Below are 15,266 nucleotides of genomic sequence, written 5' to 3'. Positions count from 1 at the left end.
AGGATGTGAAACTCCGGCCTGTCGAGACTACTCCGCCGCCGCCTGCTGCGGCGGCTGGACACCGGCTTCCCGCGCCCGGGTGCGGAGCGTGACGAACTCCTCCGCCGCGGTCGGGTGGATGCCGATGGTCCGGTCGAAATCGGCCTTGGTGGCGCCCATGCCGACGGCGATGCCGATGCCCTGCATGATCTCCGCCGCATCCTCCCCCAGCATATGGGCGCCCAGGATCTTGTCCGTGCGCTGGCAGACGATGAGCTTCATCAGGGTCTTGCGGCCCTCGCGCCCGCTGATGGTGTGGCGCATCGGGGTGAAGTGGGTGACGAAGACATCCACCGGGCCACGCGCGGCGGCATCAAGTTCGGACAGGCCAACCGTTGCGATCGGCGGGCTGGTGAACACCGCGGTCGCCACATTCTCGTAGGAGGCGCGGCGCGGCTTGTTGCCGAACAGCGTATCCGCCAGCGCATGGCCGGTGGCCGTGGCCATCGGAGTCAGGTTGATCCGGTCGATCACGTCGCCCAGCGCATAGATGTTCGGCTGGCTGGTGCGGTGTTCGTCGTCCACGGTGATGGCGCCCGCTGCATTCATTGCCACGCCGGCGGCATCGAGGCCGAGGCCCGCCGTGTTGGGGCTGCGGCCGGTGCAGAAGAAGACCGCATCGGTCTCCCGGATGAAGTTGCTGGACATGCCGACCAGCAGGCCTTCCTCCACCTGGGTGATCCGCGTGGGCGAAACATCCGGGTTCAGCCGGATGCCCTGGGCCGTCAGGGCGGCCACGACAGCCGTTCGGATATCCTCATCGAAGCCGCGCATCGGCAAGGCAGCGCGGTACATCACATCCACCTCCGCACCCAGGCCGCGCAGGATGCAGGCGAATTCGAGCGCGATGTAGCCCGCGCCGATAACCACCACCCGCTTGGGCAGCGCCTTCAGGGTAAACAGATCGTCCGAGATCAGCCCCAGTTCGGCGCCCGGAATATCCAGCCGCTGCGCGGTGCCGCCTGTCGCGACCAGGATGCGCTCCGCCGTCACCTTCTGCTCCCCCACCTGGATGGTGTGGGCGTCGAGCAGGGTGGCGCGGGCGTCGAAGGTGGTCACGCCATTGCCTGCAAGCAGCTTGCCGTAGATTCCGGACAGCCGCGCGACCTCGCGGTCCCGCGCCGCTGCCAGCCTGGCCCAGTCATGGCCCCGGATCTCGATATCCCAGCCGAAGGCGGCGCCGTCTTCCGCCCATTGGCCGTATTCCGTGGCGTTCACCATGATCTTCTTCGGCACGCAGCCGACATTGACGCAGGTGCCGCCCCAGAACCGCTCCTCCGCCACGCCGACGCGGGCGCCGTGGGCTGCGGAAACACGCGCGCAGCGGACGCCGGCGGAACCGCCGCCGATGACGAAGAGATCGAAATCATAGGCCATTTTCGTCAGGTCCCGATGCCGCCAAGGGCGAGATACTTGATCTCAAGGTAATCATCGATGCCGTATTTGGAGCCTTCCCGGCCCAGGCCGCTTTGCTTCACGCCACCGAAGGGCGCGACTTCGGTGGAGATGATGCCCTCATTGATGCCAATGATGCCGGCCTCGATCGCCTCTGCCACCCGAAAGATGCGGCCGATGTCGCGAGAGTAGAAATAGGCGGCCAGGCCGAATTCGCTGTCATTGGCCAGGGCCACCGCCTCCTCCTCCGTCTTGAAGCGGAACAGGGGGGCGACGGGGCCGAAGGTCTCCTCGCGGAACACCAGGGCGCCATGCGGCACATCGGCCAGGATGGTCGGCTGGAAGAAATTGCCGCCGCGCTCGTGGCGCTTGCCGCCGGTGACGATGCTGGCGCCCTTGGCGGTGGCGTCGGCGATGTGTTCCTCGACCTTCGCCACGGCCTCGGCATTGATCAGCGGCCCCTGGGTGACGCCTGGCTCCATGCCATCGCCCACCTTCAGACCCTCCACCGCCGCCTTCAGCTTCTGGGCGAAGGCGTCGAAGACCCCGTCCTGCACCAGGATGCGATTGGCGCAGACGCAGGTCTGGCCGGTGTTGCGGTATTTGGACGCCATGGTGCCCTGCACGGCGGCGTCCAGATCCGCATCGTCGAAGACAATGAAGGGCGCATTGCCGCCCAATTCCATGGAGGTCTTCTTGATGGTCGGCGCGCATTGCGCCAGCAGCTTGCGGCCGACCTCGGTGGAGCCGGTGAAGGATAGTTTCCGGACCAGCGGGTTGGAGGTCAGCTCCCCGCCCGTCTCGCCGGCCGGGCCAGTGATGACGTTGCAAACGCCTGGCGGCATCCCGGCGCGTTCCGCCAGCACCGCCAGCGCCAGGGCGCTGAACGGGGTCTGGGAGGCAGGGCGAATCACCCCGGTGCAGCCCGCGGCCCAGCCCGGCCCGGCCTTGCGGGTGATCATCGCGGCCGGGAAATTCCAGGGCGTGATGGCTGCGAAGACGCCGATCGGCTCCTTCAGCACCAGGATGCGCCGGCCCTTGGCGTTCTGCGGGATGGTGTCGCCGTAGATCCGCTTGGCTTCCTCGGCGAACCATTCGATGAAGGAGGCCGCATAGGCGATCTCGCCCTTGGCCTCGGCCAGCGGCTTGCCCTGCTCGGCAGTCATGATCGCGGCGAGGTCATCGGCGTTGGCCAGCATCAAATCATTGAGCTTGCGCAGGATGGCGGCGCGGTCCTTGGCCAGCATGGCGCGCCAGCCGGCGAAGGCGGCCTGCGCGGCCTCGATCGCGCGGCGGGTCTCGGCGGCGCCGAGCGCCGGCACTTCGCCGATCACCTCGCCATTGGCCGGGTTGCGGACCGCGATGGTCTTGCCGCTATCCGCCTGGATCCATTGGCCGCCGACGCAATTCGCCTGGCGGAACAGGTCCGGATCCTTCAGCGGCAGCTTGGCCGTGACATCCAGCATGTCGGCTTTCCTTCCCTCGGTACCCGTCGAAGATAGAACTTCGACGGGGCGATGTCAGGGGCCGGGATGTCTCACTCCACCGTCACGCTCTTGGCCAGGTTGCGCGGCTGGTCCACATCGGTGCCCTTCAGCACCGCCACGTGATAGGCCAGCACCTGCACCGGAATGGCGTGCAGGATGGGCGCGGCGAAGGGGTGCACCGTTGGCAGCTCAATCACCCGCTCGGCGAAGCCGCGCAGCGCCTTGGCGCCCACCGCATCCGTGAAGGCCATGATCCGCCCTCCCCGCGCCGCCGCTTCCTGCAGATTGGACGCCGTTTTTTCGAACAGCGGCCCGCTCGGGCACAGCGCGATCACCGGCACGGCCGAGTCGATCAGCGCGATCGGGCCATGCTTCATCTCACCGGCCGGATAGCCTTCGGCATGGATGTAGGACAGCTCCTTCAGCTTCAGCGCGCCTTCCATGGCAATCGGCATCAGCGCGCCCCGGCCGAGAAACAGCACGTCCCGCGCCTTGGCCACTTCCGCCGCCATGGCGCGGATTTCCTCATCCTGCTCCAGTATCTGCGCGGCGTGGCCGGGCACTTCGGTCAGGGTCGAGGCCAGCAGCCGCGCCGTCGCCTCATCCAGCGTGCCGCGGGCACGGCCGAAGCCGATGGCGAGGCAGGCCAGCAGCGCAAGCTGCGCGGTGAAGGCCTTGGTCGAGGCCACGCCGATCTCCGGCCCCGCCACCGTCAGCAGCGCGCCATCGCTCGCGCGCGCCATGCTGCTCTCCGGCACGTTGACCACCGCCAGCACCTTCTGGCCGCCCTGCTGGAGCAGGCGCAGCGCCGCCATGGTGTCCGCCGTCTCGCCGGACTGCGAGACCAGGATAGCTCCGCCGCCTTCCACAAGCGGCGGCTCGCGGTAGCGCAATTCGCTGGCGACATCGGCATCGACCGGAATGCGCGCGAGCTGCTCGATCCAGTAGCGCCCGACCTGCGCGGCCAGGAAGGCGCTGCCGCAGGCGGACATGGTCAGGCGCGGCACCACGGCCGGGTCGAAGGGCAGCGGCGGCAAGGCGACGGCGCGGGTGGTGGGGTCGAGGTACTGCTGCAGCGTGTCACCCAGCACGGCCGGATGTTCGTGCAGCTCCTTCTCCATGAAGTGCCGGAAATTGCCCTTGCCGACCGCGGCGCCGGAAATAGCGGTCAGCCGGATCTCCCGCGTCACTTCGCGATCCGACGCATCATGGAAGACGGCGCCGCTGTCGGAGACGACGGCCCAGTCGCCTTCCTCCAGATAAGCAATGCGGCGCGTCAGTGGCGCCAGCGCCAGCGCGTCGGAGCCGACGAACATCTCGCCCTCGCCGAAGCCGATCGCCAGCGGCGCGCCCTGCCGCGCGGCAATCAACATGCGCGGATGGCCCGCGAACATCATGGCCAGCGCGAAGGCGCCGTGCACGCGCTTCAGCGAGACGGCGGCCGCTTCCGCAGGCGTCGCACCCTGCTGCAGATGCCAGTCCACCAGGCGGGCGAAGGTTTCGGTATCCGTCTCCGTCTCGAATTCCTGGCCCTTCGCCTCCAGCTCGGCGCGCAGCTCGGCGTGGTTCTCGATGATGCCGTTATGCACCACGCTGACGCGCGGCGTGCCGTGCGGGTGCGCGTTGCGCTCCACCGGCGCGCCATGCGTCGCCCAGCGGGTGTGGCCGATGCCGGTGGTGCCGGATAGCGGCGTCTGCTCCAGCACCACCGCCAGGTTGATCAGCTTGCCCTCGGCGCGCCGGCGATCGATGTGGCCATTGACCAGGGTTGCCACCCCGGCGCTGTCATAGCCGCGATATTCCAGGCGCCGCAGCGCCTCCAACAGGCGCGGCGCTGCCGCCTCGCGCCCCACGACTCCGACAATGCCGCACATCAGGCCTTCACTCCCTTTCCGCGAAAGCCACGCCCAGCCTTGTTCGCCTGGCGGCCACGCCCGATCGCCATGGCATCGTCCGGCACGTCTTCCGTGATCACGCTGCCAGCCCCGACCAGCGCCCGCGCGCCCACCCGCACCGGCGCCACCAGCGCCGTGTCCGATCCGATGAAGGCACCGGCGCCGATCTCGGTGCGGTGCTTGTTCACGCCATCATAATTGCAGGTGATGGTGCCGGCGCCGATATTGGCGCCGGCGCCGATCTCAGCATCGCCCAGATAGCTCAGGTGGTTCGCCTTGGCGCCCTCACCCAACACGGTGGCCTTCAACTCGACGAAATTGCCGACATGCGCGCCCGGCTCGATGCGTGTGCCGGGCCGCAACCGGGCGAAGGGGCCGATGATGGCGCCGGCGCGGACGACGCAGCCTTCCAGATGGCTGAAGGCGCGGATCTCCACCCCATCCTCCACCACCACATCGGGGCCGAAGACCACATTGGGGCCGATGGTGACATCCTGGCCGAGCCGCGTGTCGAAGGCGAAGGTCACGCTGTCGGGCTGGACCAGCGTGGCGCCAGCGTCCATCGCGGCCAGTCGAAGCCGCGCCTGCACCGCGGCCTCTGCGGCGGCCAGTTCGACGCGGCTGTTGATGCCGCGCAGCTCGGCCTCCGGCGCCTCGATGGCCACCACACGCTCGCCCGCCTGCCGCGCCAGCGCGACGATGTCGGTCAGGTAGTATTCGCCCTTCGCATTGTCGTTGCGGATCGCCCGCAGCCAGCGGAACAGGCTGGCCGCCGGGGCGCAGATCACGCCGGCATTGCACAGGCCGACGGCGCGTTCCTCCGGCGTCGCATCGGCCCATTCCACCACGCGCTCCACCTCCCCCGCCGCATTGGTCAGCACGCGGCCATAGCGCCCGGGATCGGCTGGGCGCATGGCGACAAGGGCCAGCCCCGCGCCATCGCGTGCCGCGGCCAGGCGACGCAGGGTCTCCGGCGTGATGAGCGGGTTGTCGGCGTAGAGCACCGCGACATCGCCCGTGAAATCCTCCAGCAGCGATGCTGCCTGCAACGCCGCATGGCCGGTGCCGAGCCGCTTCGCCTGCACAACCACCGGATGTGGTGCCGCAGCCCGCTGCACCTCCGGCATCTCCGGGCCAATCACGACCACCGCCCGGTCGAACACCTCCGTCGCGGCGGCCAGGATGTGTTGCAGCATGGGACGCGCCGCGATCGGGTGCATGGCCTTGGGCAGGCGGGACCGCATGCGGGTCCCGAGCCCGGCAGCGAGGATGACGGCGGCAATGTTCATGCGGTCCGGTAATCCGACCTCGCATCCTAGCGCAAGGTGGCGCTGGTCACGTCCCGTTGCGCGGCGTAACGACGCCGTCTTGCCGCTGCGGGCATCCGGGCCTATCGGGGGCCATGCAACCGATCGCCGTCTTCGACCTCGATGGCACGCTGGTGGACAGCGCGCCCGATCTCCACGCCGCCCTGGACCGCCTGATGGCGGGTCGGGGCCTGCCAGGCTTCGTGCGGGCGGAGGTGGTGGCGATGATTGGCGATGGCGCCAAGGTGCTGGTGGAACGAGCACTGGCGGCACGCGGCCTGCCCTTCGACCAGCCGGCGCTGGACAGCTTCCTCGAGGATTACGGCGCCAACGCGGTGGTGGAGACCGCCCCCTTCCCCGGAATCCGGGAGGTTGTCACCGACCTGGTCCGGGACGGATGGCGCCTGGCCGTCTGCACCAACAAGCCAGTTTCCCCCGCGATCACATTGTTGCGGGAGCTCGGCCTGGCCGAGCGCTTCGCCGCCATCGGTGGTGGCGACTCCTATCCCACCCGCAAGCCGGACCCTGCCCACCTGCTCGCCACATTGCAGGATGCTGGCGGCAGGGCAGAGGATGCCGTGATGATAGGCGACCATCACAACGACATGGCAGCGGCCAGGGGCGCCGGCGTACGCCCGATTTTCGCAGGCTGGGGCTATGGCCCCATTGCCATGGCGGCGGGCGCGCCGGTTGTCGCCACCCCGCAGGAGTTGCAGTCGCTATTGGCGACGCTGCGCCGAGGTTGAAGTCTCGGCCCGCAGGAGGACTGCGGTCGCCGTGCCGAACCAGCGGCTCGGGATCTCGATGCGGACCGGAATGGGTGGTGCGCCGGGAAAGGGTGCCGCGATCCACGCCGTGCCGCGCTGCGGTGCCGCGGCCCGGTCGCGTTCCTGATCCCGCATGAAGCCGGCCACCTGCCGACCCTCGAAGGCGCAGCGCAGCGCCTCCCCGTGCCAGGCGGTGCGCCAAGGGCGGATCAGCTCGCGCCCCTGGGTCGAGACAGCGAAGTCGCTGCGCCGCCTGCCGTCATACACGGGCGCCTGGCCTTCGCAGGCGCCGCTGCCGGCAACTGTGCGGGACAGCAGCGCGATCGCCGACAGCGCATCGATGGTGCCGCGCCGCGCCTCGGCCGGAACCACGTCGCGTTCCTCATCATTGGCAGGCACCAGGGCCTCGACCACCGGGTCGCCCCCCGACCAGCCCAGTACGATCAGACGCTCCCGCCCCCGCCAGACGCCTTCGGACCGGTAGCTGGAAGGTACCACCCGGCCCGCGTCCCAGGCGCCGACGACGCGCGAGACCTGCTGGCCGGAAATGAAGGCCGCGGCGACGCCCTGGGTCCGCATCCGGGTCTCGACCCGGTATCCTCCCGGTGTGATTTCGAAATCCGCCTCCATCTGCAAGACCGTCATGCCGGCCGCATAGACGTCGTAGATGGCGCGCACCGTCTCCGCTGCCGCCGCGCGGGGCGCGAGCGTGAGGGCGAGGAGGCCGGCTAGGAACCAGGGCGTTTGGCGCATGGTGCGGATATCGGCCGCGCCTTGCGCATTCCAAGGACCTTCGCCGCAGCTTGACACACCCTGGCCTCCGCTTTATCCCCCGCACCCCAGGATGGGCGCGTAGCTCAGCGGTAGAGCATCGCCTTCACACGGCGGGGGTCACAGGTTCAATCCCTGTCGCGCCCACCATCCTGGCTCTCAGCAAAGCTTCTGCACGATATTGTCGTCAGGGGGGCCGAAGCCCCCCCGACCGGCTTGCTGCGTCAGTTCGAGGTTGCGGCGGGCGGCGGACCGCCACGGCCACCCGGGCCGCGCTCACTCGGACCACGCTCCTCGGCACCCCGCTGATGATGCTGGCCATGCCGCGGGCCGCGATGGCGCGGACGAACCTCCTCCCGAGTCAGCGCACCGTCGGCGTTGACGTCGCGCGCCCGGAACATCGCCTCGGCGAAGGGGCGGATTTCCTGCAGCGTCACCTTGCCGTCGCTGTTCGCGTCCAGGGCACGGAACATGCCCTCGCCGTGCCGCTGCATGCCACGCCCGGCCCGACGCTCCCCACCGCCGCCGCGACGCTCACCCATGCGGGCCTCGGCATAGGCGCGCATTTCCTCCATGGTCACGCCGCCATCGCGATCGGCATCAACCTCCTGGAACCGCGCCGTCATCCAGGCCCAGCCTTCCTCCTGCGTCACGCGGCCATCATTGTTCGCATCGGCGCGGGCGAACGCCTCGCCCATCGCGAAGCCGCGGCCGCCCTGGCCAGGGCTGGCGCCGGGCCCCTGGCCGGGTTGTGCGAAGGCCGGCATCGAAACGGCGGCCACGGCCAGGGCGGCACCGGCCAGCAGGGCGATCCTCATGGACTTCATCTTCATCTCCTTTGGCCGGCCCAACACCGGCTGCAGGACAAAGATGAGGCCCGCATGCAACAGGCGCGTGTCGGTGCGGGCTGCATCGCGTGAGGAAGCGTAACGCGCTGTCGCGGAAGCGTCAGCCGCGTGCCGGTGTCCCCGGCTCGCCGAGATCCCACCAGAGGCCGGCAAAGCTCGCGATCCCCTCTCGCGCCGCCGAGATCAGCAAGTGCTCATCCGGCCCATGCTGCTTGCAGCCATTGTAGCTGTGCGGGATCCACACCAGCGGCACGCCGAGGTGATCGACGAAGACATCGCCCGGCAGGCCACCCGAGCTGCTCGGAATGATCTGCACTCGCTTGTTCAGGGTGCGCGCGACGGAGGATTGCGCCCAACCGACCCAGGGATGATCAGGCGCGGTGCGGCTGGCGGGCATGCGGATGAAGGCGTTCTCGATCCGTACATCCTCCAGCCGATGCGCGTCGAGATGCGCGCGCAGCGCGGAAACGAAGCGATCCGGCTCGGCATCCACCGTGTAGCGGATCTGGCAGTGCGCGCGTGCATCCGGCGCCACGGCGTTCACCGGATTCTCCGGCCGCCCCGAGACCATGGCCAGGACAATGAAGCTGTTCCAGCCATAGATCTTCTCGGCCGAACTCAGGCCCGGCTCGCCCCAATGCGGGTCGATCGTCGCGGCGCCGTCGCCGCCGCCCACGGGGCAGCCTTCCAGCACGGCCTTCACGCGCGGCGGCACGCCGTGGCGTGGCAGCCAGTCCCGTACCAGGATCTTGCCGTCGCGGTCCATGATGGTGGACAGCGCATGCGCCAGCATGATGGCCGGGTCCGTGGTCAGGCCGCCCCAATGGCCGGAATGCACGCCGCCCTCGCGCAGCTTCACCACCAAGTCGAAATGGAAGGTGCCACGCGTGCCGGTGGCGATTGTCGGCATCTCTGGCTCCACCCGCGGACCGTCCGAGGCGATCAGCGCATCGGCGGACAATTCCTTCGCATGCAAAGCGATGAATTCGCGCAGACCCTTCGAACCCCGCTCCTCCGCCGTCTCGATCACCAGCTTCACATTGGCGCCGAGCTTGCCGCCTCGCTCCGCCAGCACGGCCTCCAGCGCCGCCAGGTTCAGCGCGTGCTGGCCCTTGTTGTCGGCGGTGCCGCGGCCGTACCAGCGGCCATCCTCCCGCGTCAGCTTCCAGGGCGAGAGACCCTCGCGCCATTGATCCTCAAGCCCGCGCACCGTGTCCCCATGGCCGTACAACAGCACGGTGGGCCGTGCCGGGTCCTCGATACGGGTGGCGCTGAGGATTGGGCCGAAGCCAGGCAGCGGGTTGGGCGAGATGGTAACCTCGAAGCCCAGCCGCTCCAGCCAGGGCTGCATCGCCTCGCCCAGATAAATGGCCAGAGCCGGCGCGCCTGCTTCCTCCTGCGAGGTCGAGGGGATCGCGACGAGGTCGGAGAGCAGTTGCTCAAAACCCCCATCGTCGAAAAATGCCATGGCGCGCCCTACGGCGCCCTCACGCGTGCTCATACTGTCAACGATCCCCCGTTCACTATTCGGGGGAAGATGGCGCAGCCGTCCAGGCCTGTCCAACCGCGGCCCGGCGAGCCTTGCTCTACCGCGTCGTGGCCGGTGCGCTGCCGGAGCCACCCGAGCCGGGCAGCCCGCCGCCCAACGCCAAGGCGGCCGCGAGAGGCAGCAGCAGGGGCAAGGGACCGGCCGCCAACCCAAAGCCCGCCCCACCACCAGCGGTGAAGCCGGTGTCGGCAACCGGCAATGGAACCGCCGCCGGCGCGGCAGCTGGCCGAGGCTGGGGCGGTAACGCCGCCGCACCACGCGGGGGGATGGCCACGGTCACATCCGCGCCCACGACCAGGCTCTGCAAAGTCTGCGCCTGGACCGCAGCGGCGGGCAGAAGCAGGGCGTGCAGACAGGCGAGAAGGAATATCGGGGTGGCGCGTCGCATGGCGGCACTCTATCCCGCCGGCGGTGGCGTCGTCGCCCCCATTCTGGGGTGCATCCTCAGCGCCCGAGCAACTGCCGCGCGATGATTACGCGCATGATCTCGTTGGTCCCCTCCAGGATTCGGTGCACGCGCAGGTCGCGCACGATCTTCTCGATCCCATAGTCCGCCAGGTAGCCATAGCCGCCGAGAAGCTGCAGCGCCTCATCTGCCACGTGGGATCCGGTATCGGTGGCGAAGCGCTTGGCCATGGCGCAGAAGGCGGTGGCGTCCGGCGCGCCGGAATCGAGCTTGGCGCAGGCCCGCCACAGCAGGGTTCGCGCCGCCTCCAGCTCCGTCGCCATATCCGCCAGACGGAACCGGGTGGCCTGGAAATCCGCCACCGCACTGCAGAAGGCCCGGCGGTCTTTGACATGGGCGATGGCGGTCTCCAGCGCCGCCTGGGCGCCGCCGAGGCTGCAGGCGCCGATGTTGAGCCGCCCGCCATCCAGGCCGCTCATCGCGATGCGGAAGCCCTCACCCTCCGCCCCGAGCAGCGCCTCCGCCGGGACCTGCGCCGCCTCGAAGATCACCTGCCGGGTCGGCTGCGCATTCCAGCCCATTTTCCGCTCATTCGGGCCGAAGCCGAGGCCGGGTGTCTCACGCGGCACCAGCAAGGCGGAAATGCCCGCAGCCCCCGGCCCACCAGTTCGGACCATGGTCAGATACAGGTCGGACACACCGGCGCCACTGATGAACTGCTTGACCCCATCCAGCACGTAGCCCGCATTGTCGCGCGTCGCGCGGGTTGTCAGTGCGGCAGCATCGCTGCCGGCCCCGGGCTCGGTCAGGCAATAGCTGGCGATCGCCTCCATCGGGATCAGCCGCGGCAGCCACGCCGCGCGCTGCGAGGGCGTGCCGTAGCGGTCCACCATCCAGGCGACCATGTTGTGGATGGACAGGAAGGCGGAGATCGTCGGGCAACCGGTCGCGAGCGCTTCGAACACTACGGCGGCATCGAGCCGCGTGAGGCCGGCGCCGCCGCTTTCCTCCCGCACATAAAGCGCCGCCATGCCGAGGCCGGCGGCTTCACGCAGGACATCGACCGGAAAATGCCGGCGCGCATCCCAATCGAGCGCCTGCGGCGCCAGGCGTTCGCGCGCGAAGGCCAGCGCGGTTTCGCGCAACGCGCGCGTCGCCTCGGGCAGTTCGAACTTGGCAGCGTCAGGGGACAGCATCCGGTCCCCCCGATGACAGGCGCGCCGTGATCTCCTGCCAGCGCTGCCGCACGGTCGCCAGGTTTCGCGCCTTGATCGGACCGAACCCCTTGATGCCGGCGGCGGCTTCCGCCCATTCGCAGATCGCGGCGTGATTGCCGGCACCGAGGCGCGGCAGCAGCGCCTCGATCGTCCCGCGGTATTCTTCAACCAAGGCACGCTCCATGCGCCGCTCCTCGGTGCGGCCGAAGGGATCGAGTGGCGTGAAGCGCAGCGCCTTGCCATGCCGCAGCAGCCCCATGGCCCGCAGCATCCAGGGCCCGAAGCGGCGCTTGCGCGGCAGCTTCGTCGCGGGGTCCATCGGTGACAGCAACGGTGGCGCCAGGTTCAGCTCGATGCGTGGCGCGCCGGCGAAGCTGGCGGCCAGGCTGGCGCGCCATTCCGGCAGGCTGTGCAGGCGCGCGACCTCGTATTCGTCCTTGAACGCCATCAGCCGGTGCAGCTGCACGGCCACGGCGGCGGCCAAGCGCTGCGCCCCCGGCAGCGCCGCCTGCTCCGCCTTCCGCACCACCGCCACGAAATCCACGTAGCGCCGGGCGTAGCGGGCATTCTGGTAGCCGGTGAGGTCGTCCACGCAGCGGGCGATTAGTGCATCCAGGCTTTCCGCCTGCGCCGGCTGTGCACGCCGATCCGCCAGGGCCGCCTGCCGGCCGAGCGCGAAGGCGGCCAGATTGCGCTCCACCTGCGCGCCATTCAGCGTGATCGCCTGGCGCAGCGCCTCCGCACTGATCGGCAGCAGGCCGCGCTGAAAGGCCAGCCCCATCAGCCAGATGTTGAGGAAGATCGCATCGCCCAGCGCCGCCACCACCTCGGTGGCCGCGGGCACCGCGACCAGGTCGCGGCAGACGGCCGCGAGGTTGGCCAGCATCGCCTCCGGCGCATACTGCGTCGAAGGGTCCCGCACGAACAGCGCCGTGGGTGACATCTCCGCATTCACCACCGCCGCAGTCCGGCCCGGCCCCAGCATCGGCCGCGCGCCGCGCCCATGCGCCACCACCATGTCCGAGGCTAGCAGCAGATCCACCTGGCCGGCACCGATTCGCGGCGCGGGAATGCTCGACTCATCCGTGCCCGCGGCGCCGATGCGGAGCTGTACGAAGACGCCGCCCCCCTTCTGCGCAAATCCCAGCGTATCGACGGAGCGGGAGGGGCGGCCATCCAGATGCGCCGCCATCGCCAGGATGGCGCCCACCGCCGTCACGCCCTGCCCGCCAACGCCGGCCACCATGATGTTCCAGGCAGTGCCATCGACCAGTGCCGGCGGGGTGGGATCCGGAAGTTCGGCGCCCGGCACCGCCACCGGCCTGGGTTGCGCCGGCTCCGCGCCGACCAGGGTGACGAAGGAGGGGCAGAAGGCCTCGACGCAGGACAGGTCCTGGTTGCAGGCGGATTGGTCGATGCGGCGCTTCCGGCCCCAGGGCGTGGCCAGCGGCTCCACCGCGATGCAGTTCGAGACGCGGGAGCATTCGCCGCAATCCTCGCAGATTCGCGGATTGATCATGGCGCGCCGTTCGGCCCGCGCCGCCGTACCGCGCTTGCGCTTGCGGCGGCGTTCGGTGGCGCATTCCTGGTCGTAGATCAGGCCGGTGACGCCTGGATGTTCGCGCAGGCTGCGCTGCACCTGGTCCAGCGCGCTGCGGTGGTGGAAGCCCACTCCGCCGGGCAGCATCGGGTCGCCACGATGCCGGTCCGGGTCGTCGGCCACGATCTCGATCCGCTCCACACCCTCTGCACGGAGCTGGGCGGCAATGCGCGGCACGGTGAACTCACCCTCGACATGCTGCCCACCGGTCATGGCAACGGCCGAATTGACCAGCACCTTGAAGGTGATGTTGGCCCGGGCCGCCACCGCCGCGCGCAGCGCCAGGCTGCCGGAATGCGCCCAGGTGCCGTCGCCGATATTGGCGAAGATGTGCGGCGTATCGGTGAAGGCCATCTGGCCCAGCCAGCCCGCCCCCTCCCCGCCCATCTGCGTGAAGGGCAGGCTGTCCCGCTCCGGCATCTTTGTCACCAGCCAGTGGCAGCCGATGCCGGCCAGCGCGCGCGATCCTTCCGGGATTCGGGTGGAGGTGTTGTGCGGGCAACCGGGGCAGAAAAAGGGGTCGCGCGCGGCCAGCGGTTCCGCCGCAAGGCTGTCCAGTTCCTGCAATTCCCGCAGCCGGGCAGACAGCGCCTCACTCCGCAACGCTTCCGGCAGCAGCGGCGCCAGGGCGCGCAGAATCTGCGCGGCATCCAGCTCCGCCACATCCGGAAGCAGCGGCGCGCCGGCGGCATCCCGCTTGCCGAGGATACGGGGCGGCCGCGCCGTGCCATACAGTGCATCGCGCAGCTGGGTCTCCAGGAAGGCGCGGCGATCCTCGACCACCAGGATTTCTTCGAGCCCATGGGCGAAAGCGCGAGCGCCCAGCGCATCCAGCGGCCAGGCCAGGCCCACTTTCCACACCCGCAGCCCGTGCCACCGGGCCATCTCCGGCGTGATGCCGCATTCGGCGAGCACCTGGCGCAGCGTTGCGAAAGCCTTGCCGCGCACCGCAATGCCCAGCCGCGCCTGCGGGCTGTCCATCACGATGCGGTCGAAGCCATTGGCGCGTGCGAAGGCCAGCACGGCGGGCAGCTTGTACTGCCGCAGGCGTCTTTCCTGCGCCAAGGCAGCATCCGGCAGGCGGATCGACAGGCCATCCGGCGGCAGCACCACGTCATCGGGCAGTTGCGTCGCGTAGCGCGCCACATCGATGCGAAGCGTCTGGCTGGCATCCATGGTCTCGGCCACGCATTTCAGCCCGGTCCAGGTGCCGGCGAAGCGGGACAGCGCGATGCCCTTCAGCCCGAACTCCAGCACCTCCGCCACCTCGCCTGGGTCGAGCAGCGGGATCTCAAGGTCCTGGAAGCTGAACTCGCAGCCCGAGGTAACGGTGGAGGATTTCGCGGAAGGATCGTCGCCGGACAGCGCCAGCACGCCGCCCAGCGCGGCCGTGCCGGCCGAATTCGCATGGCGCAGCGCATCCCCGCTGCGATCCAGCCCCGGCCCCTTGCCGTACCAGATTCCGAACACCCCATCATAGCGGGCGCCGGGCGAGAGGCCGAGCTGCTGCGTTCCCCAGATGGCGGTCGCCGCCAGGTCCTCGTTCAACCCGGGCTGAAAGACGATGTGCGAGTCCTTCAGCCGGGCCGCCTGCCGGGCCAGCTCCAGGTCATAGCCACCGAGTGGCGAGCCGCGGTAGCCGCTGATGTAGCCGGCGGTATTCCAGCCGAGTGCCTGATCCATCTGCCGCCGCAGCAGCGGCAGGCGGACCAGCGCCTGGATGCCGGTTAGCACCACCGGCTCCCCAGCCAGGTTCCAACGATCTTCCAGGCTGGCGTCCGGGCGCTTCAGGCTGCCCATGCAAACTCTCCCGCAGCAAGTTCCAGACCTTGGAAAGTATGGCCCGGTTGCACAAGGGAGCGTTTCCGAATTCTGCTGCGCCCATCATCCCGACCAGGCGGCACCTGGCCCGCCTGAGGTGCCCGGCAAGCGGGCGAGGGGCGACGACGACGACCTGATCAAGCCGGCAGTCGGCGGCACGCAGG

At 69.5% G+C, this 15,266-nt stretch carries 11 protein-coding genes and 1 tRNA gene; 2 read left to right on the top strand and 10 right to left on the bottom strand.

Annotation, left to right across the window (positions count from 1 at the left end; all coding sequences use genetic code 11):
• Window positions 1-27 precede the first annotated feature (27 nt).
• The 4 genes from gorA to glmU all read right to left on the bottom strand — a co-directional run bounded on the left by gorA (window position 28) and on the right by glmU (window position 6,105).
• Entirely contained in the window at window positions 28-1,416 is a 1,389-nt protein-coding gene (gene gorA, locus ACFHNC_RS20400; RefSeq protein ID WP_437171084.1) for a glutathione-disulfide reductase, read from the bottom strand.
• Window positions 1,417-1,421: 5 nt separating this feature from the next.
• A complete protein-coding gene (gene gabD / locus ACFHNC_RS20395) occupies window positions 1,422-2,900 on the bottom strand; it encodes an NADP-dependent succinate-semialdehyde dehydrogenase (RefSeq protein ID WP_437171083.1) in 1,479 nt (492 codons plus the stop codon).
• 71 nt (window positions 2,901-2,971) lie between these two features.
• The gene (gene glmS, locus ACFHNC_RS20390; protein WP_437171082.1) at window positions 2,972-4,795 is read right to left on the bottom strand and encodes a glutamine--fructose-6-phosphate transaminase (isomerizing); all 1,824 of its coding nucleotides are present in this window, start codon (window positions 4,793-4,795) and stop codon (window positions 2,972-2,974) included.
• Entirely contained in the window at window positions 4,795-6,105 is a 1,311-nt protein-coding gene (gene glmU / locus ACFHNC_RS20385) for a bifunctional UDP-N-acetylglucosamine diphosphorylase/glucosamine-1-phosphate N-acetyltransferase GlmU (protein WP_437171081.1), read from the bottom strand. Before glmU ends, glmS begins: the two co-directional genes overlap by 1 nt.
• Before the next feature lie 113 nt (window positions 6,106-6,218).
• Between glmU and ACFHNC_RS20380 the strand changes: the two genes are divergently transcribed.
• The gene (locus ACFHNC_RS20380) at window positions 6,219-6,869 is read left to right on the top strand and encodes an HAD-IA family hydrolase (RefSeq protein ID WP_437171080.1); all 651 of its coding nucleotides are present in this window, start codon (window positions 6,219-6,221) and stop codon (window positions 6,867-6,869) included.
• Here the strand turns inward: ACFHNC_RS20380 and ACFHNC_RS20375 are convergent.
• Entirely contained in the window at window positions 6,843-7,643 is an 801-nt protein-coding gene (locus ACFHNC_RS20375) for a DUF3108 domain-containing protein (protein WP_437171079.1), read from the bottom strand. The two genes, ACFHNC_RS20380 and ACFHNC_RS20375, sit on opposite strands and share 27 nt — an antisense overlap.
• 93 nt (window positions 7,644-7,736) lie before the next feature.
• On the opposite strand from ACFHNC_RS20375, the gene ACFHNC_RS20370 reads away from it, so the two are divergent.
• Window positions 7,737-7,811 (top strand) — tRNA-Val (locus tag ACFHNC_RS20370).
• A 74-nt stretch (window positions 7,812-7,885) separates the two neighbouring features.
• Here ACFHNC_RS20370 and ACFHNC_RS20365 read toward each other — a convergent pair.
• From ACFHNC_RS20365 to ACFHNC_RS20345, 5 genes are all read right to left on the bottom strand, one after another.
• Window positions 7,886-8,488 carry an EF-hand domain-containing protein gene (locus ACFHNC_RS20365; RefSeq protein WP_437171078.1) on the bottom strand — a complete coding sequence of 201 codons (603 nt, stop codon included), beginning with the start codon at window positions 8,486-8,488 and terminating at the stop codon, window positions 7,886-7,888.
• A 121-nt stretch (window positions 8,489-8,609) separates the two neighbouring features.
• Window positions 8,610-10,010, bottom strand: coding sequence for a M20/M25/M40 family metallo-hydrolase (locus ACFHNC_RS20360; protein ID WP_437171077.1), 1,401 nt, complete (start codon window positions 10,008-10,010; stop codon window positions 8,610-8,612).
• 85 nt (window positions 10,011-10,095) lie between these two features.
• Window positions 10,096-10,446 (bottom strand): hypothetical protein, encoded by a 351-nt coding sequence (locus tag ACFHNC_RS20355; RefSeq protein ID WP_437171076.1) that lies wholly within the window; start codon window positions 10,444-10,446, stop codon window positions 10,096-10,098.
• A gap of 56 nt (window positions 10,447-10,502) precedes the next feature.
• The gene (locus ACFHNC_RS20350; protein ID WP_437171075.1) at window positions 10,503-11,660 is read right to left on the bottom strand and encodes an acyl-CoA dehydrogenase family protein; all 1,158 of its coding nucleotides are present in this window, start codon (window positions 11,658-11,660) and stop codon (window positions 10,503-10,505) included.
• A complete protein-coding gene (locus ACFHNC_RS20345; RefSeq protein ID WP_437171074.1) occupies window positions 11,647-15,081 on the bottom strand; it encodes an indolepyruvate ferredoxin oxidoreductase family protein in 3,435 nt (1,144 codons plus the stop codon). The genes ACFHNC_RS20350 and ACFHNC_RS20345 overlap by 14 nt, the downstream gene beginning before the upstream one ends.
• Window positions 15,082-15,266 lie beyond the last annotated feature (185 nt).

This window comes from Falsiroseomonas sp. E2-1-a4, from assembly GCF_051433165.1.
Classification (GTDB): Bacteria; Pseudomonadota; Alphaproteobacteria; order Acetobacterales; family Acetobacteraceae; genus Falsiroseomonas.
Note: the sequence above shows the minus strand (reverse complement) of the source record. Positions and strands in the feature narration are given on the sequence as shown.

What these genes read in the sequence shown, in the direction of transcription:
- gabD (WP_437171083.1), bottom strand. Translation starts at nt 2,900, where the DNA reads ATGCTGGATGTCACGGCCAAGCTGCCGCTGAAGGATCCGGACCTGTTC.
- ACFHNC_RS20345 (WP_437171074.1), bottom strand. Translation starts at nt 15,081, where the DNA reads ATGGGCAGCCTGAAGCGCCCGGACGCCAGCCTGGAAGATCGTTGGAAC.
- ACFHNC_RS20365 (WP_437171078.1), bottom strand. Translation starts at nt 8,488, where the DNA reads ATGAAGTCCATGAGGATCGCCCTGCTGGCCGGTGCCGCCCTGGCCGTG.
- glmU (WP_437171081.1), bottom strand. Translation starts at nt 6,105, where the DNA reads ATGAACATTGCCGCCGTCATCCTCGCTGCCGGGCTCGGGACCCGCATG.
- ACFHNC_RS20350 (WP_437171075.1), bottom strand. Translation starts at nt 11,660, where the DNA reads ATGCTGTCCCCTGACGCTGCCAAGTTCGAACTGCCCGAGGCGACGCGC.
- ACFHNC_RS20360 (WP_437171077.1), bottom strand. Translation starts at nt 10,010, where the DNA reads ATGAGCACGCGTGAGGGCGCCGTAGGGCGCGCCATGGCATTTTTCGAC.
- ACFHNC_RS20355 (WP_437171076.1), bottom strand. Translation starts at nt 10,446, where the DNA reads ATGCGACGCGCCACCCCGATATTCCTTCTCGCCTGTCTGCACGCCCTG.
- gorA (WP_437171084.1), bottom strand. Translation starts at nt 1,416, where the DNA reads ATGGCCTATGATTTCGATCTCTTCGTCATCGGCGGCGGTTCCGCCGGC.
- ACFHNC_RS20380 (WP_437171080.1), top strand. Translation starts at nt 6,219, where the DNA reads ATGCAACCGATCGCCGTCTTCGACCTCGATGGCACGCTGGTGGACAGC.
- glmS (WP_437171082.1), bottom strand. Translation starts at nt 4,795, where the DNA reads ATGTGCGGCATTGTCGGAGTCGTGGGGCGCGAGGCGGCAGCGCCGCGC.
- ACFHNC_RS20375 (WP_437171079.1), bottom strand. Translation starts at nt 7,643, where the DNA reads ATGCGCCAAACGCCCTGGTTCCTAGCCGGCCTCCTCGCCCTCACGCTC.